Source organism: Mangrovibacter sp. MFB070 (assembly GCF_000705335.1).
Lineage (GTDB): Bacteria > Pseudomonadota > Gammaproteobacteria > Enterobacterales > Enterobacteriaceae > Mangrovibacter > Mangrovibacter plantisponsor.
Map to the genome: position 1 here is coordinate 50,437 of NZ_JJMI01000052.1, position 24,529 is coordinate 74,965.

Sequence of the window (24,529 nt, forward strand, 5' to 3'; positions counted from 1 at the left end):
TAATGCCCACACATTAACCCTGACCCGCAGGCTGATTTGCCTGCGGGGCCATCATCGAATTACTGATGTCTGGCGGGGCTGTCCCTGGATTATTATTGGCGGCCAGAATGGCCGAAACCGCCTTCTCCACGATCCGTAGCGGCAAAATCTTCAACAACATTAAATTCAGCCTGTACGACCGGTACAAAAACCATTTGTGCCAGGCGCTCACCGGGTTCGACAGTAAAAGTGGTTTGCCCACGGTTCCATACCGATACCATTAACTGCCCCTGATAATCGGAATCAATCAGGCCAACCAGGTTGCCCAGCACAACACCGTGTTTATGGCCAAGCCCTGAGCGCGGTAAAATTACCGCCGCCAGTGAAGGGTCTGCAATATGGATAGCCAGCCCGGTTGGCACCAGTGTGGTTTGCCCGGGGGCGAGGTCGAAAGCCTCATCAAGACAGGCGCGCAGATCGAGCCCGGCGGAGCCAGAGGTGGCGTAAGTTGGCAAGGGAAATTGCTGACCAACACGCGGGTCCAGAATCTTAACGTCGATTTTTTTCATCATAACGGGTAATGATCTCGTCCAGTAACAATTGACCAAGCTGGGTTTTGCTGGTTAACGCCAGCGCTTTATCCCCATCTTGCCAGAAGAGGTGCAATGCATTCATATCACTATTAAACCCCTGGCCTGCTACAGAAACGTCATTTGCGCAGATTAAATCCAGGTGTTTGCGGGTTTGTTTTTGCCGGGCATATTCTTCCACATTACTTGTTTCGGCAGCAAACCCGACAACATAAGGGCGGTTTTCTGTTAACCCGGCCACGCCAGCAATGATATCCGGGTTTTTTACCATTTTTATGATCAACCCGTCTTCATCGCTTTGTTTTTTTATTTTCTCCGCAGCGATTTGTTCGGCACGGAAATCGGCGACGGCGGCACAGCCAATGAAAATTGCCTGCTTTTGTACGGATTGCTGCACAATCGCATTCATTTCCAGCGCCGTTGTTACGTCAACACGCAGTACGCCTTGTGGAGTGGGGAGTGACACAGGCCCGCTGACCAGAGTGACATTGGCCCCTCTTTTTGCCGCAGCAGCAGCCAGAGCAAAACCCATTTTCCCTGAACTGTGATTGGTAATATACCTGACGGGATCCAGGGGTTCACGTGTTGGGCCTGCTGTTATCATGATATTCAGATCTTTCAGGTCCTGGCTGTGGCCGAAATGTTGCTCTGCCATTTCAACTATTACCAGTGGGTCGAGCATTCTGCCTGGCCCTACATCGCCACAGGCCTGGCTACCACTGTCCGGGCCCCAAATAAGTAACCCACGTTCGGCCAGGCGTTCAATATTTTGTTGGGTGGCGGTGGCGCGGAACATCTGCTGGTTCATGGCCGGGACGACGGCAACGGGGGCGGGTGTCGCCAGGCACATTGTGCTGACCAGGTCATTTGCCATGCCGGCAGTCACCCGGGCAATTAAATCAGCCGTGGCCGGAGCCAGAATCACCAGGTCTGCCCACTTGCCCAGCTCAATATGCCCCATTGCTGCTTCTGCTGCAGTATCCAGCAGGCTTTCTGATACCGGGTGCCCGGATACGGCCTGCAGAGTTAGTGGGGTGATGAACGCTTTTGCCGCTTCGGTCATAACAACACGCACTTCTGCGCCATGATCGCGCAACCTGCGTACCAGTTCAGGGGTTTTATAGGCAGCAATGCCGCCGCTAATACCCAGGACAATTTTTTTACCGGACAAGCCCATGGTGATGTTCCCGTCTGTATGAAAACAAGATGCGGCATGTTACCACAAATCATGCAAACGGGGTTTCGATGCCCTTGATTCTCTGCGTACAGGCTCGCAGCCAGCGAGTTGGCCATTAGCCAGGAAGAGATGCTGGTGGCATTGTGTCACCTGTTTGACGTGCAGGCGTGGCAACAGGAGGCGTGATGGAGAATGTGGCAGGGCTTCCCCCGCGGGAGAAACTCATGAAATATGGTGCGAAAGTGCTGACGGATGTAGAACTTCTGGCATTATTTTTACGTACCGGCAAGCGTGGTGTTCATGTGCTGACGCTTGCACACCAGTTACTGTTTCATTTTGGTTCTCTCAGGGCTTTATTAAGCGCGGATTTGGCTCAAATCCGCAAGGTAGGCGGTATTGGGGTGGCGAAATATGCTGAACTGAATGCGATTACTGAGCTGGCCTGCCGCTTTCACGCATCCGCTCTTGCGGAAATGGATACGCTGAATAATCCTCATGTTGTCAGGCAGTTTTTACAAAATGAGCTGGCATCAGAGGAACGGGAAATTTTTATGGTGTTGTTTTTGGATAACCATAACAGAGTGATTGAACACCAGAGAATGTTTTCCGGAACACTCACCCATGTTGAGGTTTATCCGCGCGAAGTGGTGCGCCAGGCCATTAAACTTAATGCAGCGAGTGTTATTTTCGCTCATAATCACCCATCGGGCCGGGCCGAACCCAGCCGCGCTGACCAGTTAATCACCCAAAGGTTGGTAGAAAGCTGCCAATTTATGGATATTCGTGTGCTTGACCATCTGGTTATTGGGCGTGGAGAGACCGTTTCTTTCGCAGAAAGAGGGTGGATTTAGGGCAATTTACGCGATCCTCCGGGATCTTTATTTGTTCGGGACTTGAGCACATCCCTGAGTCAGCGTATACTACGCCACCTTTGAGAATCTCGGGTTTGGCGATTGGGCCTGGCATCACGAGTTCACATTGAACCGGAAGACCAGGCCAGTACAGGCCTGACGAGGCTGCCGATACCCTTTACGAAGCTCGAGCTAATTTGATTTTTGGAGAATAGACATGTCCCGAGTCTGCCAAGTTACTGGCAAGCGTCCGGTGACCGGTAACAACCGTTCACACGCACTGAACGCGACTAAACGCCGTTTTCTGCCGAACCTGCACTCTCACCGCTTTTGGGTAGAGAGCGAGAAGCGTTTTGTAACCCTGCGTGTATCTGCTAAAGGTATGCGTGTAATTGATAAAAAAGGCATCGAATCAGTTCTGTCTGATCTGCGTGCCCGTGGCGAGAAGTACTAAGAGGAATTAAATCATGGCTAAAGGTGTTCGCGAGAAGATCAAGCTGGTTTCTTCTGCTGGTACTGGTCATTTCTATACCACCACGAAGAACAAACGTACTAAACCCGAAAAACTGGAACTGAACAAATACGATCCGGTTGTTCGTAAGCACGTTGTATACAAAGAAGCTAAAATTAAATAATTTTAGTGACTTTGTGAGAAACGGTCCTTCGGGGCCGTTTTTTTATGCCTGGAATTTCCCGCCTTTAATCCCCATATCATCATGGTGCTGGCTGACACGTTAGAATCTGTTTGCCAGATGCGTTTGTGACCTGGTCTTGCCGCAATAAGGTAAGGCTTAAAGAGCAAAGAGGATGCCATGCCCGAATTACCTGAGGTTGAAACCAGCCGCCGTGGAATTGAGCCCCATTTAGTGGGCGCGACGATTCAGTTTGTCGAAGTACGCAATGGGCGCCTGCGCTGGCCGGTTTCTGATGAAATTTATCGCCTGAGTGATGTGCCCGTACTGAGTGTGCAGCGCAGGGCGAAGTACCTGCTGCTGGAACTCCCCACGGGCTGGATAATCATCCATCTTGGTATGTCTGGCAGCTTGCGTGTCTTGCCGCAGGATGCGCCACCAGAAAAACATGACCACGTCGATGTCATTTTATCTAACGGTAAGTGCCTGCGTTATACCGACCCCCGCCGGTTTGGCGCGTGGTTATGGGCTACAGAGTTGGAAGGGTACCCTGTATTGGCACATTTAGGGCCTGAGCCGCTCACAGAGGCGTTTAATGCCGAATACCTGTATCAGAAGAGCCGGAGTAAAAAAATCGCGGTAAAACCCTGGTTGATGGACAATAAGCTTGTTGTGGGGGTGGGGAATATCTATGCCAGTGAGTCACTCTTTGCGGCGGGGATACACCCGGACAGGGTGGCGCATTCGTTATCGCCAGATGATGCGAAACGCCTGACTCAGGCAATTAAAGCGGTACTGGCTCACTCAATTGAGCAGGGCGGAACAACACTGCGCGACTTCCTGCAAACGGACGGTAAGCCCGGGTATTTTGCTCAGGAATTACAGGTTTATGGCCGTGCTGGGGAATTATGCCGCCAGTGCGGGACAGCGATTAAAAGTGGTAAACACGGGCAACGTACAACATTTTGGTGCCCGTGTTGCCAGCATTAAGCCCTCAGGGAGCCGGGTTATTGTTAGTGTTTATCTTTGCTAACAATGCCTGATGCACATTGGGAGGCAGAAAAGCACTGACATCGCCATGATGCCTCGCCACTTCTTTGACCAGTGATGAAGAGATAAAAGACCAGTCACGCGATGGCATCAGGAAAATGCTTTCAAGCCCGGGCATCAGGTGGCTGTTCATATGAGCGAGCTGCATTTCATATTCGAAATCAGCTACGGCGCGAACGCCCCTCACCAGGACCTGAGCATTTTGCTGGCGGGCGAACTCCGCCATTAACTCACTGAACCCCATTACCTGAACATTCGGCAAATGAGCGGTAGCGTCTTTTGCCAGTGCTTCACGTTCAGCCAGTGAAAATAACGGTTTTTTACTGGGGCTTGCGGCAATAGCCAGGATCAAGGTGTCGAACATCCTGGATGCCCGGGTAATAATGTCGATATGACCATTGGTTATTGGGTCAAATGTGCCGGGGTATATCGCGCGTACACTCATGGCTGTTTTTCCGTGTAACCGTGGTTAAGGGCCCATAATTCAGCATACTTGTTAAAGGTATATTGTGCGTTAACAACCGCCAGTATCCAGCCCTGCTTCCCATCCAGTACACCTCCCCGCAACAGTAACGTCTTCACAAACGCCCCAATTGTATGGGTGAAAATACTGATGACCGAGGTTTGCTTGCCTTGTTGATGCCGTTCATGGGCCCAGGCGGTGGCGTACTGCAGTTGTTTGGCCTGAAAGACACTCAGGTCGCGGCAGGTGAGGTGGATAAAATCACCCTGCAACCGGGTTTGCGGCGCACCGGGGGCATCCAGTGACTCATGTACCTGGTTGCTGTTGTACTGGTACTTCTCCCTGGCATACAGGCGAGTTACACGGTCTGGATACCATCCACTATGGCGCATAAAACGCCCCAAAAACAAGTTACGCCGGTTGATGGCGTAAACTGTGTTGCCGGGGGGAGTGCTCAGTACTGACTGAATAGCAGATTTTAATTCTGGGGTAACGCGCTCATCGGTATCGATCATCAAAATATAGTCGCCCGTGGCATAGCTTTGGGCGCGCTGGCGCTGGGTGCCAAAACCTTGCCAGTCCGGGGATGAGTACACACCAGCTCCATGCGCTGAGGCAATTGCCATGGTGTCGTCGGTACTGCCTGAATCCAGCAGAATCACTTCATCAGCCCAGTCTACTGATTTCAGACACTCTTCCAGCGTATCAGCCGCATTACGGGCAATCATAACAACGGATAACCGGTATGCCATTAGTGGCTCCGTTGAGGCAGATAGGGTTGAAGAAGTTGCAACAGGCGCTGTAATGCACCCTGGTTTTGATACAGCACTTCAACGGCATGACGGCCATACCACAGGCGATAGTCTTCGTCGTTCAGCAACCCGGAGACAGTTTTGACCAGTGATGCAGCATCAGTAACGGTTATCAGACCATCTGCCTGCTGTAACCTGGCGCAAATGTCCTTGAAGTTAAAGGTATGTGGCCCCATCAGCACTGGAATTGCATGTGCCGCGGGCTCCAGCGGGTTATGGCCGCCGCGCTCCACCAGGCTACCCCCAACGAAGGCAAGGTCAGCAATGCCATAGAGCAGCATTAATTCGCCCATAGTGTCACCAATCACGACCTGAGTGCTGCCTGATGGGATCTCGCCAGTGCTGCGGAGTGTGTAACTGAACCCGGCTTTTTGCGCCATTTCTTCGGCATCGCGGAAACGTTCCGGGTGACGAGGAACCAGGATTAACAACAGGTCCGGGAAACTGGCCAGTAATTGACGGTGCGCTTCCAGAATAATTTGTTCTTCGCCATCGTGAGTGCTGGTTGCTATCCATACCTGGCGGCGTGGCGCCCACTGGCGGCGTAGTGTGACTGCTCTGGCAGCCAGTTCTGGTGTGACGGAAATATCGAATTTCAGGCTACCAGTAATGGCAAGATGGCTGCGTTTGAGGCCAAGCTCCAAAAAACGGTTACCATCTTCGTCGTTCTGTGCCGCTATCAGGGTAATTTTACCGAGCACTCTGCGAATAAAACCACCAAGTTTGCCATAGCCTTTAGCTGACCGTTCCGACATACGGGCATTAGCCACAACCAACGGAATTTTGCGTGTGTGCAGGGCAGCAATCATATTCGGCCACAACTCTGTTTCCATCACAATGACCAGCCTGGGGCGAACTGTATCCAGGAAGCGGCTCATTGAACCGGGTAAGTCATAAGGCAGGTACACATGGTGAACATCTTTGCCAAATGCAGACATAACCCGTTCAGACCCGGTTGGCGTCATGGTGGTAACGGTAATGGGTAAAGCCGGGTAACGGTGGCGCAGGGCACGCACCAGCGGAATGGCTGCCAGTGTCTCACCCACGGAAACTGAATGCAGCAGGATACCTTCTGGGGCGACTTTCCCACTGCAAAAACCATAGCGCTCGGCCCAGCGCTTCCGGTAAGCAGGGGCTTTACGGCTGCGTAGCAGAAGCCTTAACCAAACAAATGGCTGAATAAGGTAGAGTAGAAAGGTATATAGTAATTCCAAACTAATATCCGGTTTTTCATTTATTGCCGGGGCAAATTCTAAGCATTTACCCTGGTTAAAGCTATTTTTATTGACGCTATTACGAATAACGCCAGGGCTACTTGCGATGGGCCGCAGCTCTGGCAATGTAAAGGAATAGCGCGAATCAGGCTGGCGACTGTAAAATTTTACGTAACCGGAAATAGCGACGCCCTAACCGCCAGCGTAGCCGCAGACTTTGTGCGTTGCGCCAAACCAGTTTCCACACACCCGTATCGAAAAATTCTTGCACTATCATGCGTTGTTTTTGTGGGTCCTTCATATTGAAGAAGGTATGCAGAATACCCAACCCTTCTTTGGCAATTTGCCAGCGGCAGGCTGGAATATGTTGCACTTTTTCTGGGTAACGCTGATTAATTTCGTCCAGCATCTGCAAAATTTTCATGTAATGGCGGGCTGAGCGAATCAGCGTGTCATCGTTGTCCGGCATATGGGAAACCGACGCAGAGTGAATGTAATAATCGTAAAATTGTTCGTCGGTATACTGCACACGTTCCGCTGCCAGCAGCACCTCTGTTGTCCATGGGATATCCTGGTGGCGCAGGCCTGGCTCAAAAGAGAAATGATGTGCGCGGATAAAATCATGGCGATAGAGGTTAAGCCATGTAACATGCAGGAATTTCCGTGAGTCCAGGGCTTGTTTTAGCCATTGGGCTCCAGTGAGCACGCCGGTTGACTGCAATTTGTCTTTGGGGAAAATTGGACGGCTCGGTTTTTTGTTGTTTTCCCAGATATAGTTACCATTACAGGTAATAACATCCAGGTTACCAGCCTGTGCCATATCCAGCATGCGGCGGTACATGCCCGGGCGAAAGTAATCGTCAATATCCGGAAAGGACAGGTAAAGCCCTGTTGCCTCCGCCAGGCCGGTGTTTCGCGCTACAGAGACGCCCTGGTTTGCCTGGTCAATAATTTTCATGTTGGCAAACTGTGGCTGCCACTGATGAATAATATCCGCTGAGTTATCAGTTGAACCATCGTTCACCATGATAACTTCCATATCATCAATTGCTTGTGCCGAAAGACACTGGAAAAATTGCTCCAAAAAAGCGGCGCCATTGTAGACGGCGACCACAACACTGAGTTGTGGGCATGTAGCGTGGTGCATAAATTACCTGATTAACGTTGTGCCAGTGTAAGGTAGTGCTGGCAAATGGTTCGGATACTGTAATTTTCAATTGTATCTGTATTGATTCTGGGAGGTGTTTCCCAGATATCCCGCATTGTTCTGGCAAGAGCCGCATCATTCATTTGCGCCAGCCCCCGGGATAATTCACCAGTCAATATCTCAGACGGCCCGCCAGGGCAGTCGGTGCTGACTGGAGGTGTGTGGCAGATAATCGCTTCAACCAGTACATTACCAAATCCTTCGCAGTCCGAGCTTAACACGAGCTCTTTGGCATGTTTAATCCAGGGATATGGGTTGTTTTCAAAGGATTTGAATAGCACTCTGTCCCCCACACCTGCATTTGCCGCCAGTACTTTAAGGTGCTCGATTTTGTCTGGCGAGCCTTTGCCCATTAATACTAATGGAGCCTGAATACCGCTTTTGGCATAAGCACGTATCAGCCGGTCATGGCGCTTAAGTTCATGAAAACGCCCAACATGAATCAAATATTCCTGCCCGGAAAGCTCACAAGGTTGCTGAGCCAGCGTCTGAATATGCGCGATATCAAAAGGGTTATAAATGACGCATTTGCGGGATGGCTTAATCGCCAGGTTTTCTGTCAAATCATCCAGTACGGCCTGGGAAACAGCCACAATTTGCGCACCCTGGTATACCCGGCGGATTTTTGCCATTTTCAGCCAGCGCGAGAAGCCCCGTTTGTGCACCAGATAAGAAAACGAAAACATGCCATGGATGCAGAACCAGAGTTTATGGCGCGGAATCACTTTCGTATAGGAAACGATACGGTCTGTTTTGTGCAAATGCGAGCAGATAAGGTCAAATTCCCCACCTTCTTGCTCTGCTGCCTGGTAAGCCTTATCCAGTAGCTGAGCACGCCGCCTTAGTTCAGTCAGCTTGCGCCAGGGGGTGTGGCAGGTATCCTGGACAATGTGAAAATCAACGCCGTCAGGAATGGTGTAATCACAAACTTTACGTAGTGAAAAAACGGAGACGCGGTGCCCCATTTCCAGTAATCCCCGGGCCAGTGTCAGGACTGTCTTTTCGGCCCCGCCACCTGGCAGCCCATCAATAATCATCAGGATACGCATCATCATTCCAGTAAGTTTTTATACAGCGTAATTAATTGCTGCGAAAGCCTTGCCGGTGTCTCATCTTTTACCCGGACACGTGCAAGTTCCCCCATTTTGTTATCGTTATTCAATGATGGTATCGCACTTACAGCTTGTGTTAGCTGGTTAATATCCAGTGCACCACAAATAAACCCACTTTCTTGCTCTACGATAAATTCAGAACCACCACATGTCGGGGTGGTAATGACAGGTAAACCACACGCCATTGCTTCGAGAATGACATTGGGGAATGGGTCATATTTTGTTGGTAATAACAACCCATCTGCCGCCTGGTAAAACGGTAATGTCTGTTTTTGTACACCCATAAACCGAATACGCTCCAGACATCCTAAAGACTGAGCAAGTTCCCGGTACTGCTTTTCATTTTTATCTTGCCCAACGACGAGCAAATAGCGATTTGTTGGGGCTATTGCCTTGATAGCACTTGCTAACCCTTTGCGATCAAACCCGGACCCAACAAACACCAGTACGACTGCCTGGTGAGGAATAGCTAAGCTGTCTCGCAACGCCTGGCGCCCGGCAGGCGTTGCGGGTAAAAACCGGGAGGAATCAATAGCATTATAGATGACGTGTATTTTTTCTTCCGGAAATCTAAAATTTTCTATGATTTCCCGTTTCACCATTTCGGCATTACAAATAACAGCGCGTAGTTGCGGTGCCTGGTACATAGCTCGTTCTGCTTCAATAACATAACGATGATACCGATCGTTCATCAACAATGTACGCCGCCAGGCTGGTAATGTTTGCACGCGAAGGGTTAACCAGCGTTGATGTACGCCATCGCCAGCCCGGTAAATATCACAACCGGCAATTCGCTCATGGCTTTGCACCAGATCGAATTTTTCCTGCTGCCATAGTTCTCTGGCCGAACGGGCGAACCCTCGCTCACGGCTGATGCGCCCCCATTTGGCAGGGTTGCAAATGTGAATATGCCAGTTTTCATTTCGCTCGCCCTGCCATTCACGGGTGATAACATTCAACTCCAGATTCTCGCCTTCCAATGCTTCAAGCGCTCTGGAAACGAAACGCTCAGCACCGCCATCCGGGCGGTATTTTTGCCTGACTATGGCTAAACGGTATGGTTTCATCCGAGATATTTCCTTGCGGCGCTAACAACCGTTTCTACAGGAATGGCATCCAGGTAGCGTTCACTGGTGTGTGTATCTATGGCATCCGGGTCTGGTAATGGACCGTAGTCTCCAGCCCAAATGACTTCTCCTGTAGCTTGCCAGGGGCGCCAGAATTGCAGTTTGGAAGGGCCAAATAGCGCAATACATGGTGTATGTAAGGCTGCAGCCATATGCATAGGAACCGAATCGACCCCAATGAACAACTTTGCATGGCCAATCAATGCGGCTAATTGCTGCAGGGTTAATTCGCCAGCCAGGGAGTGAACGCCTTCAACGGGGCAGTTTGCCTGGATTTCAGCGATCATTGCCCGCTCTTTTTTATCTGGCCCGGAAGTGAGAATAATGGGGAAACCTTGTTGTTGTAGTTCGCAAATGGTTTGCGCCATTTTTTCTTCACTCCAGCATTTGAAGAACCAGCGGGAGGTTGGCTGAATAATGATATATGGCGCTGAAACATTCAGTGCTTTTAGCTTATTCTCGACGGCCTGCCAGGCGGTTGGCGGCCAGGCCATTTTGACATCGCTGACAGTGGGAATAGCAAGAGGTGCGAAAATGGACAGATTCTGCTCTACGGTGTGCATTTGCTGGTGCCCGGCAACGGAGGCCAACTGGGTATGGCAACAGGACCAGATATGCCCTTTGCGCTTGTTGAAGCCGAAACCAATACGTACAGGTGCGCCGGTGAACCGCGTAACTACAGCGCTGCGCCACTGGTCTGCCAGATTGAGTACCAGATCATAATGCTGATTACGCAGTTGCTTCAGTAGTTGCCATTCTTTGGCCAGGTGCTGGCGGGTTCCCAGCTTTTTCCACTTCCGGTCAATGCCATAGATATGATTAATAGATGGCAGAGCAGAGAGCATATCCCGGGTTTCTTCATACAGCAGAACATCAATAGTTGCTTGCGGCCATTGAGCCCGAAGCGTTTCCAGCACGGGAGACATCAGCAGCATATCGCCATGGTGGCGAAGTTTAATGACCAGGATGCGGATATCTGGCTTGCCCACAAATGAAGAAATCGATGCGCTCATAATGTCTTTCTGTAGTTTACTTGTACCAATTCTAATAGAGGCGGCCTGGTGTGGCTATCATTCCCCTCTATCAATCGAGTATTGTTGGCGTTAACAACACTTGTGCGTAACATTAGCAACATACTTTCAATGGACTCCCGCACTGTTATGAAAAAACCGGCATTTATCATCACCATTGATACCGAAGGGGATAACCTTTGGCAAAATCATCGTCAAATCACTACGGAGAATGCCAAATTTCTGCCACGCTTTCAGTCTCTTTGCGAAAAATTTGGTTTTAAACCCGTCTGGCTGACTAACTATGAAATGGCGGTTGATCCTGTCTATATTGAATTCGCTTCCGATGTGATTGCTCGTGGTCAGGGCGAAGTGGGGATGCACTTGCATGCCTGGAACAGCCCGCCGGATTATGATCTCACTGGTGATGACTGGCGCTACCAACCCTATCTTATTGAATTTCCCGATTCAGTTTTACGGGAAAAAGTCTTGTTTATGACACGGTTGCTGGAAGATACCTTCCAAACCAAAATGCTCAGCCATCGTGCAGGGCGTTGGGCCTTTGATTCACGTTATGCCCGGCTTTTAATTGAGTCAGGATACCAGGTGGATTGCTCAGTTACTCCGCGGGTTGACTGGCGTTTTACTCCTGGCGCCCCAAATGGGCAGGGGGGGACTAATTACCGAAACTTCCCAACGAACGCTTATTTTATTGACCCACAACAGATACATCAGGCCGGGGAGTCTTCATTGCTGGAAGTACCAATGAGTATTCAGTATAAGCATTCTGCCTGGCTGAATATTCTGAAACAAGGGTATGACAACTTGCGTGGAAAGCGGCGCAGCCCTTCGGTTTACTGGTTACGTCCCGATGGGAAAAATCTTGAAACGATGAAAATGGTTGCAGGTGATGCCCTGGCTCAGGGGAATGATTATGTTGAATTTATGCTGCATTCATCTGAGTTTATGCCTGGAGGCAGTCCGACATTTAAGGATGAAGCCTCAATTAACAAACTGTATCGCGACCTGGAAGAATTGTTTGCCTGGCTTGCTGAACGCACACAAGGGATGACACTGGCAGAGTTTTATGCCAGCCGGAAAGCGGTAATGTGATTCTGCATGTACCATCGCTGCGGGAAATATTTCTGCAGTGTGATAATCCGCACTGCCAGTGTGCGGATTATCAGTAGAGCGGAGAGCTATTTTATCCCGAAAGGAGAACTCACCGCTGGCTGAGCGGGCTTAACCGTTCCCCGGGGGAAAAACAGCCCTAATGCAATAATAACAATATAGAATTGAATAGCTTCTGAACTGATTAGCAACACATCAGTAATACCATACAAGATCATAAAGCCAGCACTGAATAATAAAACAGGCAACTGTTTCCTTATACCGGTGTAAATCAGCATCACGTAGAAGAACAGCAATGATAACCCACCCATTAATCCCTGTAATGACAGGCTGTCAATAAACTCATTATGCAGGTGAATATTCAGATAATGGAGTGAAGACCGGTAGTGTGGGTATTGTTTTACATAGGCTTTAGTGGTGTCTGCGCGAACCCCCATGGACTGGCCCACTGGGTGCTCTACAAATGCATGCACACCAACTACCCACATCGAGAAACGGGCACCCAGCGATGTATTATCGTTGCCTTCCTGATAATCACTCACTTCGTTCAGCGTCTGGTCGATTTTGGGTTTAATATAGGGTTTGTATAATGCGGCAAAACAGACAGCAACAAGAATACTGACGGCAACAAGTGATTTAATATGAATTTTTCTGAAATGATAGAGCGTGAGGCACGCCACCATGAATAAATAACAAATCATAGCTGCCCGGGTGCCAGTAAGTATTATGAGGCAATAAGAAACAGTAATGGTGGCACCTGCAATAACGTACCCAGTTTTGCTACGCAGCGTATATAATGCAAAAATAATGAAAACTGAAAAGGTAGAATAGACATAAGCGGCAATGGTCGGGCGGTTAATACCCATTTCTACCCGGTTAATATGGTTGAATGCCTGAAAGAAACCATAAGCAGTTGCAGACACGAAACCACAAAAAAGAATCGCTAACCCCAGGTTTTTATACTGTTTATTCTTAAAATCTTTGATAAATTGCTCAGCATAAAATACTAAAAAACCGCCCAGTAAAAGTTTTTTACCACCATCGAGGTAATCATTGTAAAAGTTTAAATCCCCATGTTTTTGTTGGAAAATAAGATACCAACAAATTTTCACCAAACCCAATATAATTATCGGGAAAGAGATGCTGGAAACGGAAAATTTTACTTTTTTGAAGTTGATTATCAACCCTAACAGGCTGCAATAAATAGCAATATAGAACAGATTTCGCTGGTACCCGGAACTGATAAGTGCAACCGATACCGAAGCCACACTAAGAAAATAAATCAAAAACAATAGGGATTTGTTCAGTTTTTCCATAAATATTTTAGCGCCTTTTTCTTGTAGCTGAACCTGACATTGGGAGACAGAAAAAAACTGAAAGAAAAGAGAGAGTCTACCTGACGTGAAACAACTTTAGTTTGCTCTTCTGTTAGCCATCGCTTCTGTTTAACCAGAATGTCCAGCCAGTGGCAAAGAACTAAGCAATGAAATTTGCCAGGGAAGACATCTTGCATCTTTTCTGTACAGGTAATCAAGTTTTGGATTTTAACATTATCAAGATCATTGGACAGGCTATTTTCCCGCTTAATGTAGTAATAATGTCCATGCTTTTGAAACCAGATATTTTGAGATCGCATGACTATAGCAGGGAACACGAAGAAATCTTCATAGCACGTCATGGGAGCGATTGGTTCAGCCAGATAATGAGAACGAAGAATAAACTGCCCAATAAGGTGCGCCTGGAAGTCCTTATGGATCAGAAAGCGCCGTATCGTATCATCTTGAGACAGTGCAACAGGAGATATCCCCGGCCAGAAATGTGTTATTTTCGCCGGATCGCGGATTTCTTCCAGATGAGTTAACAACATATCGGGGGAGTGTGTTCTGAGAAAAGGAACAATCTCATCCAGACTATTTTTGATTAACAAGTCATCACTATCAAGCATTGTAATATACTTGCCGGAAGCCTTTTCAATAGCGGCCTGGCGAGTTTTCCCGACATTGCAGAACTCCACATGTAGAGATAACACCGAAATACCAAGAGGCGCGAAATTATCAATAACTTCCTGTGTTCCATCAGATGAAGCATCATTTACAAGAATAACTTCCATTTCATGGGCAACCGCACGGCTGGCAGCAAGTAAACTTTGCAGTGTTTCTGGCAATGTTTTCTCACAATTATGTGCGGCAATAATGATGCTCAGAAAGGGCGCCATATCTTTACTCATGAGTGTGAATAGCGGGAGTGATGTTCATCAGTAGTACAACCTGCAACAAAATTCTCAATGGCATCCAGGTCACTCTCACTCAGTGCAAACAGCTCTTCACGTGGCTTATCAAAGTAGTAGCGTGTTTCAAATACAAAAGATTTGATATTGGAGTCATCCCCAATAAGCAGAACGTTACCCAAAGGGCGCTGTTCGTGAGGGCAGCATGGGCCATATAACAAGACAACCGGTGTGCCTACTGCATCCGCAATATAGACATTGCCGGAATCGGAAGCGATGTAGCAGTCCATTTGCGAAATAGCCCATGGAACATCTTCGAGGTCAATTTTACCAATCATATTAACCAGGTTGGGCTTACCTTCAGCATGACGCATCAGGTCGTCAAGCCAGGGTTGTTCATTGTTGGCACCGAAAATGTAATAAACACATGGCATGCTTGCCAGTTTATCGAAAATTAGTGACCAGGTAGCGGGTGGAATGGTTTTTGCCTTGTTGCCCGCTGAAATGCTCAGGCCTATTTTTACTGCGCCTGTTAAGTCAAATTCAGGCGCGTGAGTTGCGGGTTGGTAAAGCGGCCGTGTCGCGTGTTTGGGCGCATCTTGCCAGGTCAGCGACCTGTCTGCCAGCTTGAGGTAATTTGTTACTGTCAGCGACATTTTGGTGTGTTCAACCACACCTTTTGCTGTTGCATAGAAAATCCCGTGATACCAACGGCGCGTATAAATAGATAAAAACTGTTTATCAGGTGCGTTACAGGTGGCAGCAAAGAATAAATTAACACTATTGGGTTGTAGTAAATACACATGTTCATAGCGGTTCATAAGATAAACCGCAAAGCGTAATTTAGCGGCCAGTGACTGTTTCTTTTGCTCAATAAAATAGAGTGTATCTATAGTATTGTCGCGTTGTGCCAGTGGTGCGATCACGGAACTAATCAGTACATCGCTTTTGCCGCACCATGCCAGTAACGGCGTCATATTGACGAAATCGCCAATTTTCGCGGTTTGAATGATCAGTGTTTTGCCTGTGGGTTTATAAAACAGTTTGTTAAACAGTTTTACAGGCATAAGCAGAATAAAAAGGAATACGTAGCTCATCTATTATGGTTTCGCGAAAAAAGGTAGATGAAGTTCCCATAGGGTACTGAGTACCTGTGATGCAGAAATATCAGCCATCTCTCTGGTTTTACTAATTATTTGATGCTGATTTTTTCCGTATCCCCCGATCAATGCAGGGTCTGTTGGGCCAAAAAGTGTGATATTTGGGCGATCGAGTGCGGCAGTAAGGTGGCTAAGCCCGGTATCGACAGACACAACGGCGCAAGCGCCAGCCAGAACTTTAGCCACATCCTCCAGTGTTAATTTTGGGAGGACTTCAACATGTGGGTTCCCCTGAGCCAGTTTTTCAGCTCGCAGCCGCTCATGTTCTGCGCCCCATGGTAGCTTAATTTTGCACTCTGTGTCGCGCATCAACTGGATAAATTCGAGCCAGCGCGACTCAGGCCAGTGTTTATCGTCTCGCGTTGTTGCGTGCAGACAAACAATATACTGCTCTGGATTCCTGGATGTCTGTGTCAGGAAGTGCTGTGCTATTGCGTAGTCGCCCTGGTGATGTGGTTTCTCATAGTTAAGGCTTTTGGCAAACAACTCACGTGTTCTTTCCACCGCGTGTTGCTGGCGGGCAATGGTATGGCGGTGCTGGTAAAACAGGCAGGCCAGGGGTTCACGAGCGCTGCGCCAGTCCATCCCATGCCTGGGGCCCTGGGCAAGGCGGGTAACCAGTGCGGCACTCTTTAGAAGCCCCTGGGCATCAATAACTGCATCATATTGAACAGACTGGATTTGGTTACGAAATGCATGGCGCTCTGCAGTAACAGCAGATGAAAACCAGGCTTTACGCCAGCGGCGGATTGCCACAGGAATAACCCGATTTACACTGGTATGCCAGCCAGGAATTTGGGCGAAACCTTCTTCTACCACCCAGTCAAAACGAATACCCGGTATTGCGTCGCAGGCATCTGTCAGTGCAGGTAATGTATGGAGCACATCGCCCATTGAGGATGTCTTGACAATCAATACCTGCATTTAGTCTTCCTGTTCCTTGAGTAAATCGTTTAATTCAACCAGCACACGTTCGGGCGTAATATCTATCAGACTCTGGTGATACCCCTGTTCACCTTCACCTTTACGCACTTTGTGGTAGCCGGAAATCAACCTTATAACCCGCGCTTTGTGAGATAACGGCGGGGTGAAATCCGGGCTGCTGGGGCCATACAATGCGACCAGGGGGCGATTAAGGGCGGCAGCAACATGCATTAAACCTGAATCGTTAGTGACAACAGATTCACAGCCTGCCAGTAACACAACAGCTTGTTCCAGAGCTGTTTCACCTGCGAGGTTACGGCAATACTGGCGTTGTGTATCAGTCAGCGCGGCCTGAATCTGTTGCCCGGCTTCGTTGTCTTTGACGGAACCGAACAACACAACCTGCTTGCCTTCATCGATAAGTTTACCGGCCAGGGTAGCATAGTGATAATGTGGCCAACGTTTGGCCGGGCCAAATTCAGCCCCCGGGCAAAAACCAACGACCGGGCGGCCATCTTCCAGATTAAATTGTGCCTTTACCTGGGCTTTTTCACCGTCATTGACCTGAAGTTGTGGCCATAACAAGGGGTGAGGCAGATCCTGTGCTGAATGCATGGCATTTTTTTCATAAGCCAGCGCAACATAGCGTTGCACCATGAGCGGCCATGCTTGTTTATCCAGGGGACGGATATCATTCAGTAAGCCGTAACGCATTTCTCCGCGCCACCCAGTGCGCTGAGGAATGTTGGCAAAGAATGGCACTAACGCTGATTTAAACGAATTAGGCAGCACATAAGCGCGGTCATAGCGTTTATTTCGCAGACTTAAACCCAATTTTCGGCGTTCGCCAATCTCCAGAGCACCATGACCAAGAGGCATGGGAATTGCCTCATTTACCTCGGGCATGCGTGATAAAAGCGGACGGCACCATGCTGGTGCCATCACATCAATCACGGCCTGCGGGTAGCGAGCCTTCAAAGTGCGATAAAGGCTTTGCGACATCATCATATCGCCGACCCAGGATGGGCCTGTTACCAAAATTTTCATGCCTTGATAACCATTATGCCTGGCGGTTTAACCAGGCCATATATTCGGTTACCCCTTCCGCGACAGTCTTAAAGGGTTTGTCATAACCCGCCGCGCGCAGGTTGGACAGATCGGCCTGCGTAAACGCCTGGTAACGGCCTTTAAGTTTGTCCGGGAACGGAATGTATTCAATGCTGCCTTGTTTGTGCCATGCCAGAGTTGCATCGGCAACCGCCTGGAATGATTCTGCCCGGCCTGTGCCACAGTTGAAAATGCCAGAAACGCCATTTTCCCAGAACCACAAGTTAACTGCGGCAACATCGCCAACATAGATAAAGTCACGACGGAAGTTGTCGCTACCTTCAAACAGTTTCGGGTTTTCACCCTTGTTCAGCTGTGTGTTCAGGTGGAAGGCCACGCTTGCCATACTGCCTTTGTGGCTTTCACGTGGACCGTAAACATTGAAGTAACGGAACCCCACAATTTGAGAGTCAGCTTCAGGCAGAATCTGGCGAACATACTCGTCAAACAGAAATTTAGAGTAGCCGTAGACATTCAGTGGTTGTTCATATTCACGTGACTCAATGAAATCAGATGTGCGGCCACCATAGGTTGCAGCGGATGAAGCGTAAAGGAAGGGGATTTCACGTTCCAGGCAGTAGTGAAGTAGTTCTTTGGAGTACTGATAGTTGTTATCCATCATGTACTTGCCATCCCACTCGGTGGTGGATGAGCAGGCACCTTCATGGAATACCGCTTCTACTTCGCCAAATTCTTCCCCGGCCATGATTTGGATAAGGAAGTCTTCTTTGTCCATATAATCGGCAATATCCAAATCCACCAGGTTGGCGAACTTCGTACCATCTTTCAGGTTATCTACCACTAAGATGTCGCGATAGCCCTTATCGTTCAGAGCCTTAACAATATTGCTGCCGATAAAACCGGCGCCACCAGTGACAATAATCATATGCGTAACCTTTACCTGTTTTGAAGTGGGGCAGCTCTACACGCCCACGCAAATTGCGCTAATCATATCATTACATCAGTCTGTGTCCTTCTATTATGCGCATATATTGCGTTTAGTTTGCTGTTTGCGCGGCGGTTTCCATTTTTCAACTGGCAGTAATTCCGGTTTTCATTAAGACGTGATTTATGCTGCAAAGTGCGTAAACACTGTTGTGTCATCTCGTTTAAAGCTCCAGGTTTCGGTAATATATGCCAAATTTTTTCATCTCTGGAGAATGGTGATGCGAGGGGATTTTTACCAACAGTTAGCGGCGAATCTGGAAGCGGCACGTACAGAAGGCTTATTTAAAGAAGAGCGTATTATCACTTCCGCGCAGCAGGCTGATATCACCCTGGCGGGTGGTAGCAAGGTCATTAACTTTTGTGCAAACAATTATCTTGGTTTAGCTAATCACCCGGCATTAGTTGAAGCAGCAAAATGTGGGATGGATACCCATGGCTTTGGCATGGCGTCCGTACGTTTCATTTGTGGTACACAAGACAGCCACAAGCAACTTGAGAAGAAGCTGGCTTCATTCCTCGGAATGGAAGATGCCATTCTCTATTCCTCCTGCTTTGATGCGAATGGTGGGTTGTTCGAAACCTTGTTAGGGCCGGAAGATGCAATTATTTCTGATGCTCTGAATCATGCCTCTATCATTGATGGGGTGCGTTTGTGCAAAGCGCAGCGTTTCCGTTATGCCAATAACAACCTTGCCGAGCTGGAAAACTGCCTGAAACAGGCTCGCGATGGTGGTGCCCGCCATATACTGATTGCCACTGATGGCGTGTTCTCAATGGATGGGGTCATCGCTAATTTGAAAGGCATTTGTGACCTGGCAGACCAGTATGATGCTCTGGTAATGGTTGACGACTCTCATGCTGTTGGTTTTGTCGGTGACAACGGGCGTGGAACTCACGAATACTGCGATGTCATGGGGCGTGTGGATATCATTACCGGTACGCTGGGTAAGGCACTTGGTGGTGCTTCTGGTGGTTACACCGCAGCGCGTAAAGAAGTGGTTGAGTGGTTACGCCAGCGTTCCCGTCCTTACCTGTTCTCTAACTCACTGGCTCCGTCCATTGTTGCTGCTTCCATCAAGGTATTGGAAATGCTGGAAGACGGTGGTGATCTGCGTGCGCAACTGTGGGCCAATGCCCGTTTATTCCGGGAGAAAATGACTGCAGCAGGGTTTACCCTGGCTGGGGCCGATCATGCCATTATTCCGGTTATGCTGGGAGATGCGGTTATCGCTCAGAACTTTGCCCGTGAGTTACAGAAAGAGGGTATTTATGTAACTGGTTTCTTCTATCCGGTGGTACCGAAAGGTCAGGCGCGTATTCGTACTCAAATGTCTGCGGCACATACAACAGCACAAATTGAGCGTGCGGTTGATGCCTTTATTCGAATTGGCAAACAACTGGGCGTTATAGCCTGAGGGTTTTGTGATGAAAGCATTATCAAAATTGAAGGCAGAAGAAGGGATCTGGATGACCGATGTGCCTGAACCTGAAATGGGGCATAACGATCTCCTGATTAAAATCCGGAAAACGGCGATTTGTGGTACCGATGTACATATTTATAACTGGGATGACTGGTCACAAAAGACTATCCCGGTGCCGATGGTGGTTGGGCACGAATATGTGGGTGAAGTTGTTAAAGTTGGGCAAGAAGTAAAGGGCTTTAAACCGGGTGACAGGGTTTCCGGTGAGGGGCACATTACTTGTGGTTATTGCCGTAACTGCCGTGCCGGGCGTACTCATTTATGTCGTAATACCATTGGTGTGGGGGTAAATCGACCAGGGTGTTTCGCTGAATATCTGGTCATTCCGGCATTCAATGCGTTTAAGATCCCGGACAATATTCCTGATGAGCTGGCAGCAATTTTTGACCCCTTTGGTAATGCTGTGCACACTGCCCTGTCTTTCGACCTGGTGGGTGAAGATGTACTGGTTTCCGGTGCTGGCCCAATAGGCATTATGGCTGCAGCTGTGGCGAAACATGTTGGTGCCCGTAATGTCGTTATCACCGACGTTAATGAATACCGCCTGGATTTAGCTCGTAAGATGGGTGTTACTCGGGCTGTTAATGTTGCTAATGAAAACCTCGCAAGTGTCATGGCTGAGTTAGGGATGACCGAAGGTTTTGATGTGGGTCTGGAGATGTCTGGTGCACCGCCAGCGTTTCGTTCAATGCTGGAGACCATGAATCATGGCGGGCGAGTTGCCATGTTAGGTATTCCGCCTGCAGAGATGGCAATAGACTGGAGTAAAGTTATTTTTAAAGGGCTGTTTATTAAAGGCATCTACGGGCGTGAGATGTTTGAAACTTGGTATAAAATGGCGGCTCTGATTCAGTCCGGGCTGGATTTGTCCCCCATTATTACCCACCAGTTTAGTATTGATGATTTCCAGAAAGGGTTTGACGCTATGCGCTCCGGCCAGTCTGGTAAAGTTGTGCTGAACTGGGAGTAATAGCTCCAGGCAGGAAGTTTACTACCTGCCTGAGTTTGCACTTACCATAAAAATCAAAAGGCCGGGTTATTTCCAGTATTAGCTTTCGCTGGTTGCGCCTGCTTTTTTCTCATCATCAGTCAGGTAGCGTACTTTTCGGGTGTAATCCTGGCCTCTGAACAGAAGCTCGTTGTCTGCTGATTCCAGGTACTTGTTCCATTCAGATAGCGGGAACCCTCCATGTGCGCCAACGACTTGTTTGGGGATAACAGATGGTGTTCCGCCAATCTTTTTTGATACCGGCCAGTTCATCCAGTCACCAAGGTTCACCGTTCTTATATCCAGCATATCTAAAAGTGCTGCCAGCGGCAGTTGATCTGTTGGGGGCTGAGAATCATCCATCAGCTCCCATGTATCCTGGAATAATGTCAGCCACAATGGGCAAATGCGGCGCCATGTCTTGCGGGTGGCAGCCAGGAACGCACCATTTACATGGTCAACCAGATAAGGGCGAATGGTATCTTTATAATATGCCGGAACATTTTGCTCTGGTGCGCTGGCCAATTTAGCAATCATTTTCCCCTGGCGGAAGCTGGAATACAGATGCTGCTCTTCAATATTGATAACCGGCATTTGCAGCAGATTCAGGTCTGAATCAATCATCAGGACGCCTTCTGTCTTCGCCTGCAACGGGGCATTCAGTTTAATCAGCCGGCTTAAGTAAATTTGTTTGTACCGATAGTTCTCCTCCCTAACCGGGAGGGTCAGCGTGACGACGCGTGTTTTGTCCGGCAGTGAACCAAATGACTCCGCCGGGTTATCAGTGACAATGACGATTTCTGCGAGGTCACGGGCAAAACGACTGGCAAATTCAGCACTGAGTAGTGCTTCTTCGATGTAGTCTTCACCTGCACATGGAATCACCACAGATGTTACAGGAACGCTTGCCTGCCCGGTTGCCGACTGAGGGTAAGCAATATTATGGCGTGAAGTAATATGGCGGTATTTTGCGCTAAGTTTTTTAAACATTGTGATTCCGATATGGTTTGGCATTTGCCAGAATTTGTTCAACACCTGCGACATATTTCTCTATCGTATAGTGCTCTTCGACTTGTTGGCGGGCCTGGTGGGCAAGTGTCTCACGTAACTCCACCTGTTCCCAAACCTGGCTCAGGTGGTTTGCCAGATTGTTAACATCTCCGTATTCAAAGAGCAGCCCGGTGCGGTTGTGCGCAATCAGTTCAGCGGTACCCGTCACAGCAGAACCAACCACGACGGTCTCCAGTAGCATTGACTCGAGTACCACCCGTGGCAGCCCTTCGCTTTTTGAGGCGAGAACAAACACATCACTGGCTGCCAGGTAATCCAGTGGATTATTTTTAAATCCAGTAAAAATGACATGCTCTGCAATACCATATTGTTGCGCCAGTTGCTCAAGGTGTGAGCGCTCAGGCCCTTCTCCAACGAGAATAAATAGCCAGTCTGCAGCAGGGTGCCTTTGGTGAAACTGGGCCAGTGCTTCCAGAGTATGATGGCTGGATTTTCTTGGAATCAGGGAGCCAATACTACAAAAAACGAAAGTGCCCTGCCCTATCTTTAAGGTTTTACGTACTGACTGCCGGTCGGGTAACTGCTGGTGGATATCAATAGCATTAGAGACAGTTGAGGTTCGGCTGGCATCAATACCGTTTACTGTCAGTACATGCTCAACACCCTTTGACACGGCGATGGTATGGCTCGCTATATTGTTCACGAGTTGGACTACATCTGGTGTTAACACCGGCTCAATACGGCAATGCTGAACGACTGCGACTGGTAATCCTTCAGCTGCCAGGTAGCCCTCAATATTTGAGTGAGGTTGATTATTCATATACAAAACATCAAAACCGTTTTGTTGAATTATTTGGCGAAGGCGGCGAGCATTCGGTTTAATTCGCCATAACTTATCAACCAGATAGGTCACTTTTTTGCGGCCGCTACGGCTAAAAACGCAGAAGCTGCGTAATATTTCCTTCGCGATTCCGGCCCAAAAGGGTTGCCGGGCTTGTGGCAAGAAAATCACCGGAATTTGAATGCCCTGTAATACCTGCTCGATATTCTCTTGTTCGCCGCGGGTATAGTTGTAGTAGAAACAACAGGTTATCTGGAACTTTTTGCGGTCAATACGCTTGAGCAATTCAAGCATACTGTTTGTTCCTCCGCCCCATTCTTTCCCGTTGTCCAACAGCAGAATATTACGTTGCCCTGAAACCATTCCGTTTGTATTCCGAATGCTTATAAAGCACGGATTATAACACTAAGACTATCCTTAACTGAATTTCAGAACTTATATCAATAATAACAGTATATTACGGTGTATTTTATGTGGATTAAGCGGCGTGTTAACTCGGGGAAACTGCCCCCGGCCAGGTGACCGGGGAGAGCGTTATTTTGGGGATACTTTCACAACAGTGGATGTGGGTGACCACCCCTGCCACTGGTGACGGAAATAATTAAACAAAGTACTTTGGCTGATGCTGTCTTGAAGTACTTCAAAAAACCGCACAGGGGTGACTGGTGCTAATGGTTTCTTCGCTTTACACAACCGGGATCCGCGGAAAGGATTACGTGGTGGCTGTTTTTCCGGCTCTGGTGGTGTGGAATGGTCTACCTGCGGCTCATTAAGCAGGCTACTCGGCCTGACTAACGTAATATCCGGTGGCAAGTTATAGACCATCTGCTGCAGTACTTTGACGGTGGTTGGGTGCGGGTGCCCAATCGCTATGGCATAGCCATTATGGCGTGCAAGCTTAATTGCGCGGTTAAACTGGTAACGAATATCTGCTTCATTCTGAGTATCATCAAGAAACACATTGCGCTTAATGACCCTGACATGTGTACCCGTCGCCGCGCGCATTGACTGGCTGTTGCCAATGGTCATGCTATCCAAAAAATAGAGGTTATAGCTGTTCAGCGCCTGCATTACTTTTTGCATGCCAAACAGGCTTGAGGTCATTGCGCTACCCATATGGTTATTAAGCCCAACGGCATAAGGTACTTTGTCGACGGCATCACGTACAATGCGGTCAATTTCTGCACTGCTCATTTCTGGTCGCAGTGTATCAACCTCTAAGGGCTGTTTACTAATGGGCGCCATGGGCAAATGTATCAGCACCTCATGCCCGGCATCGTGAGCTTTAGTTGCCATTTCCCTGGCATGGGGTGCATTGGGTAACACAGCGACAGATATGGGGGCGGGTAAGGCAATAACCTGGTTTTCTGTATGTGGGCGGTAGCCAAAGTCATCAATAACGATAGCGAGGCGACCAGCCATAACGGAGGTGCTGCAAAGTAGCAGTGTAGATGCGGCAAGCGCGAGTTGACGAAACTGAAGCAAAA

At 48.6% G+C, this 24,529-nt stretch carries 25 protein-coding genes; 7 read left to right on the plus strand and 18 right to left on the minus strand.

Annotated features, from left to right (window positions below):
• Window positions 1-92 precede the first annotated feature (92 nt).
• Entirely contained in the window at window positions 93-551 is a 459-nt protein-coding gene (dut, locus tag DT73_RS22750; RefSeq protein ID WP_036115695.1) for a dUTP diphosphatase, read from the minus strand.
• On the minus strand, window positions 529-1,746 hold the full coding sequence (gene coaBC, locus DT73_RS22755) for a bifunctional phosphopantothenoylcysteine decarboxylase/phosphopantothenate--cysteine ligase CoaBC (protein WP_036115698.1): 1,218 nt from the start codon (window positions 1,744-1,746) through the stop codon (window positions 529-531). Before coaBC ends, dut begins: the two co-directional genes overlap by 23 nt.
• A gap of 185 nt (window positions 1,747-1,931) precedes the next feature.
• Between coaBC and radC the strand changes: the two genes are divergently transcribed.
• The 4 genes from radC to mutM all read left to right on the plus strand — a co-directional run bounded on the left by radC (window position 1,932) and on the right by mutM (window position 4,219).
• Window positions 1,932-2,597 carry a DNA repair protein RadC gene (gene radC / locus DT73_RS22760; RefSeq protein ID WP_036115700.1) on the plus strand — a complete coding sequence of 222 codons (666 nt, stop codon included), beginning with the start codon at window positions 1,932-1,934 and terminating at the stop codon, window positions 2,595-2,597.
• Window positions 2,598-2,814: 217 nt separating this feature from the next.
• Window positions 2,815-3,051, plus strand: coding sequence for a 50S ribosomal protein L28 (gene rpmB / locus DT73_RS22765; protein WP_036115703.1), 237 nt, complete (start codon window positions 2,815-2,817; stop codon window positions 3,049-3,051).
• 13 nt (window positions 3,052-3,064) lie between these two features.
• Complete coding sequence (rpmG, locus tag DT73_RS22770; protein ID WP_036115707.1) at window positions 3,065-3,232, plus strand: 50S ribosomal protein L33; 168 nt, start codon at window positions 3,065-3,067, stop codon at window positions 3,230-3,232.
• Between the two features lie 177 nt (window positions 3,233-3,409).
• A complete protein-coding gene (gene mutM, locus DT73_RS22775; RefSeq protein ID WP_036115710.1) occupies window positions 3,410-4,219 on the plus strand; it encodes a bifunctional DNA-formamidopyrimidine glycosylase/DNA-(apurinic or apyrimidinic site) lyase in 810 nt (269 codons plus the stop codon).
• Window positions 4,220-4,223: 4 nt separating this feature from the next.
• Here mutM and coaD read toward each other — a convergent pair whose 3' ends face one another.
• The 7 genes from coaD to rfaQ all read right to left on the minus strand — a co-directional run bounded on the left by coaD (window position 4,224) and on the right by rfaQ (window position 11,227).
• Window positions 4,224-4,724, minus strand: coding sequence for a pantetheine-phosphate adenylyltransferase (gene coaD, locus DT73_RS22780; protein ID WP_036115713.1), 501 nt, complete (start codon window positions 4,722-4,724; stop codon window positions 4,224-4,226).
• Window positions 4,721-5,494, minus strand: a complete 774-nt coding sequence (locus DT73_RS22785; RefSeq protein ID WP_036115717.1) for a glycosyltransferase family 2 protein — start codon at window positions 5,492-5,494, stop codon at window positions 4,721-4,723. The genes coaD and DT73_RS22785 overlap by 4 nt, the downstream gene beginning before the upstream one ends.
• On the minus strand, window positions 5,494-6,768 hold the full coding sequence (waaA, locus tag DT73_RS22790) for a lipid IV(A) 3-deoxy-D-manno-octulosonic acid transferase (RefSeq protein ID WP_036115720.1): 1,275 nt from the start codon (window positions 6,766-6,768) through the stop codon (window positions 5,494-5,496). Before waaA ends, DT73_RS22785 begins: the two co-directional genes overlap by 1 nt.
• Before the next feature lie 145 nt (window positions 6,769-6,913).
• Entirely contained in the window at window positions 6,914-7,915 is a 1,002-nt protein-coding gene (locus DT73_RS22795) for a glycosyltransferase (protein ID WP_036115723.1), read from the minus strand.
• Window positions 7,916-7,926: 11 nt separating this feature from the next.
• Entirely contained in the window at window positions 7,927-9,024 is a 1,098-nt protein-coding gene (locus DT73_RS22800; RefSeq protein WP_036115727.1) for a glycosyltransferase, read from the minus strand.
• A 2-nt stretch (window positions 9,025-9,026) separates the two neighbouring features.
• Window positions 9,027-10,154 (minus strand): glycosyltransferase family 4 protein, encoded by a 1,128-nt coding sequence (locus tag DT73_RS22805; RefSeq protein ID WP_036115730.1) that lies wholly within the window; start codon window positions 10,152-10,154, stop codon window positions 9,027-9,029.
• The gene (rfaQ, locus tag DT73_RS22810; RefSeq protein ID WP_036115735.1) at window positions 10,151-11,227 is read right to left on the minus strand and encodes a putative lipopolysaccharide heptosyltransferase III; all 1,077 of its coding nucleotides are present in this window, start codon (window positions 11,225-11,227) and stop codon (window positions 10,151-10,153) included. Before rfaQ ends, DT73_RS22805 begins: the two co-directional genes overlap by 4 nt.
• Before the next feature lie 147 nt (window positions 11,228-11,374).
• On the opposite strand from rfaQ, the gene DT73_RS22815 reads away from it, so the two are divergent.
• Window positions 11,375-12,337, plus strand: a complete 963-nt coding sequence (locus DT73_RS22815; protein ID WP_036115737.1) for a polysaccharide deacetylase family protein — start codon at window positions 11,375-11,377, stop codon at window positions 12,335-12,337.
• A gap of 86 nt (window positions 12,338-12,423) precedes the next feature.
• Here DT73_RS22815 and DT73_RS22820 read toward each other — a convergent pair whose 3' ends face one another.
• The 6 genes from DT73_RS22820 to rfaD are packed head-to-tail and all read right to left on the minus strand — an operon-like array spanning window position 12,424 to window position 18,659.
• On the minus strand, window positions 12,424-13,671 hold the full coding sequence (locus DT73_RS22820) for an O-antigen ligase (RefSeq protein ID WP_051691523.1): 1,248 nt from the start codon (window positions 13,669-13,671) through the stop codon (window positions 12,424-12,426).
• On the minus strand, window positions 13,659-14,582 hold the full coding sequence (locus tag DT73_RS22825) for a glycosyltransferase family 2 protein (RefSeq protein WP_036115739.1): 924 nt from the start codon (window positions 14,580-14,582) through the stop codon (window positions 13,659-13,661). Before DT73_RS22825 ends, DT73_RS22820 begins: the two co-directional genes overlap by 13 nt.
• Complete coding sequence (locus DT73_RS22830; RefSeq protein WP_036115742.1) at window positions 14,579-15,679, minus strand: glycosyltransferase family 9 protein; 1,101 nt, start codon at window positions 15,677-15,679, stop codon at window positions 14,579-14,581. The genes DT73_RS22825 and DT73_RS22830 overlap by 4 nt, the downstream gene beginning before the upstream one ends.
• 3 nt (window positions 15,680-15,682) lie before the next feature.
• Window positions 15,683-16,666 (minus strand): lipopolysaccharide heptosyltransferase RfaC, encoded by a 984-nt coding sequence (gene rfaC, locus DT73_RS22835; protein ID WP_036115745.1) that lies wholly within the window; start codon window positions 16,664-16,666, stop codon window positions 15,683-15,685.
• Window positions 16,667-17,713, minus strand: coding sequence for an ADP-heptose--LPS heptosyltransferase RfaF (gene rfaF, locus DT73_RS22840; RefSeq protein WP_036115748.1), 1,047 nt, complete (start codon window positions 17,711-17,713; stop codon window positions 16,667-16,669).
• Window positions 17,714-17,726: 13 nt separating this feature from the next.
• Window positions 17,727-18,659, minus strand: a complete 933-nt coding sequence (gene rfaD, locus DT73_RS22845; RefSeq protein ID WP_036115751.1) for an ADP-glyceromanno-heptose 6-epimerase — start codon at window positions 18,657-18,659, stop codon at window positions 17,727-17,729.
• A gap of 280 nt (window positions 18,660-18,939) precedes the next feature.
• On the opposite strand from rfaD, the gene kbl reads away from it, so the two are divergent.
• Complete coding sequence (gene kbl, locus DT73_RS22850) at window positions 18,940-20,136, plus strand: glycine C-acetyltransferase (protein ID WP_036115754.1); 1,197 nt, start codon at window positions 18,940-18,942, stop codon at window positions 20,134-20,136.
• 10 nt (window positions 20,137-20,146) lie between these two features.
• Window positions 20,147-21,172, plus strand: a complete 1,026-nt coding sequence (gene tdh / locus DT73_RS22855) for an L-threonine 3-dehydrogenase (protein ID WP_036115757.1) — start codon at window positions 20,147-20,149, stop codon at window positions 21,170-21,172.
• A gap of 78 nt (window positions 21,173-21,250) precedes the next feature.
• On the opposite strand, the gene DT73_RS26330 is transcribed toward tdh, so the two are convergent.
• The 3 genes from DT73_RS26330 to DT73_RS22870 all read right to left on the minus strand — a co-directional run bounded on the left by DT73_RS26330 (window position 21,251) and on the right by DT73_RS22870 (window position 24,527).
• Window positions 21,251-22,180, minus strand: coding sequence for a hypothetical protein (locus DT73_RS26330; RefSeq protein WP_036115759.1), 930 nt, complete (start codon window positions 22,178-22,180; stop codon window positions 21,251-21,253).
• On the minus strand, window positions 22,173-23,405 hold the full coding sequence (locus DT73_RS26335; RefSeq protein ID WP_036115763.1) for a glycosyltransferase: 1,233 nt from the start codon (window positions 23,403-23,405) through the stop codon (window positions 22,173-22,175). Before DT73_RS26335 ends, DT73_RS26330 begins: the two co-directional genes overlap by 8 nt.
• Before the next feature lie 171 nt (window positions 23,406-23,576).
• Entirely contained in the window at window positions 23,577-24,527 is a 951-nt protein-coding gene (locus DT73_RS22870) for a divergent polysaccharide deacetylase family protein (RefSeq protein WP_036115766.1), read from the minus strand.
• Window positions 24,528-24,529: the final 2 nt, after the last annotated feature.

What these genes read in the sequence shown, in the direction of transcription:
- dut (WP_036115695.1), bottom strand. Translation starts at nt 551, where the DNA reads ATGATGAAAAAAATCGACGTTAAGATTCTGGACCCGCGTGTTGGTCAG.
- coaBC (WP_036115698.1), bottom strand. Translation starts at nt 1,746, where the DNA reads ATGGGCTTGTCCGGTAAAAAAATTGTCCTGGGTATTAGCGGCGGCATT.
- radC (WP_036115700.1), top strand. Translation starts at nt 1,932, where the DNA reads ATGGAGAATGTGGCAGGGCTTCCCCCGCGGGAGAAACTCATGAAATAT.
- rpmB (WP_036115703.1), top strand. Translation starts at nt 2,815, where the DNA reads ATGTCCCGAGTCTGCCAAGTTACTGGCAAGCGTCCGGTGACCGGTAAC.
- rpmG (WP_036115707.1), top strand. Translation starts at nt 3,065, where the DNA reads ATGGCTAAAGGTGTTCGCGAGAAGATCAAGCTGGTTTCTTCTGCTGGT.
- mutM (WP_036115710.1), top strand. Translation starts at nt 3,410, where the DNA reads ATGCCCGAATTACCTGAGGTTGAAACCAGCCGCCGTGGAATTGAGCCC.
- coaD (WP_036115713.1), bottom strand. Translation starts at nt 4,724, where the DNA reads ATGAGTGTACGCGCGATATACCCCGGCACATTTGACCCAATAACCAAT.
- DT73_RS22785 (WP_036115717.1), bottom strand. Translation starts at nt 5,494, where the DNA reads ATGGCATACCGGTTATCCGTTGTTATGATTGCCCGTAATGCGGCTGAT.
- DT73_RS22795 (WP_036115723.1), bottom strand. Translation starts at nt 7,915, where the DNA reads ATGCACCACGCTACATGCCCACAACTCAGTGTTGTGGTCGCCGTCTAC.
- DT73_RS22800 (WP_036115727.1), bottom strand. Translation starts at nt 9,024, where the DNA reads ATGCGTATCCTGATGATTATTGATGGGCTGCCAGGTGGCGGGGCCGAA.
- DT73_RS22805 (WP_036115730.1), bottom strand. Translation starts at nt 10,154, where the DNA reads ATGAAACCATACCGTTTAGCCATAGTCAGGCAAAAATACCGCCCGGAT.
- rfaQ (WP_036115735.1), bottom strand. Translation starts at nt 11,227, where the DNA reads ATGAGCGCATCGATTTCTTCATTTGTGGGCAAGCCAGATATCCGCATC.
- DT73_RS22815 (WP_036115737.1), top strand. Translation starts at nt 11,375, where the DNA reads ATGAAAAAACCGGCATTTATCATCACCATTGATACCGAAGGGGATAAC.
- DT73_RS22820 (WP_051691523.1), bottom strand. Translation starts at nt 13,671, where the DNA reads ATGGAAAAACTGAACAAATCCCTATTGTTTTTGATTTATTTTCTTAGT.
- DT73_RS22825 (WP_036115739.1), bottom strand. Translation starts at nt 14,582, where the DNA reads ATGAGTAAAGATATGGCGCCCTTTCTGAGCATCATTATTGCCGCACAT.
- DT73_RS22830 (WP_036115742.1), bottom strand. Translation starts at nt 15,679, where the DNA reads ATGAGCTACGTATTCCTTTTTATTCTGCTTATGCCTGTAAAACTGTTT.
- rfaC (WP_036115745.1), bottom strand. Translation starts at nt 16,666, where the DNA reads ATGCAGGTATTGATTGTCAAGACATCCTCAATGGGCGATGTGCTCCAT.
- rfaF (WP_036115748.1), bottom strand. Translation starts at nt 17,713, where the DNA reads ATGAAAATTTTGGTAACAGGCCCATCCTGGGTCGGCGATATGATGATG.
- rfaD (WP_036115751.1), bottom strand. Translation starts at nt 18,659, where the DNA reads ATGATTATTGTCACTGGTGGCGCCGGTTTTATCGGCAGCAATATTGTT.
- kbl (WP_036115754.1), top strand. Translation starts at nt 18,940, where the DNA reads ATGCGAGGGGATTTTTACCAACAGTTAGCGGCGAATCTGGAAGCGGCA.
- tdh (WP_036115757.1), top strand. Translation starts at nt 20,147, where the DNA reads ATGAAAGCATTATCAAAATTGAAGGCAGAAGAAGGGATCTGGATGACC.
- DT73_RS26330 (WP_036115759.1), bottom strand. Translation starts at nt 22,180, where the DNA reads ATGTTTAAAAAACTTAGCGCAAAATACCGCCATATTACTTCACGCCAT.
- DT73_RS26335 (WP_036115763.1), bottom strand. Translation starts at nt 23,405, where the DNA reads ATGGTTTCAGGGCAACGTAATATTCTGCTGTTGGACAACGGGAAAGAA.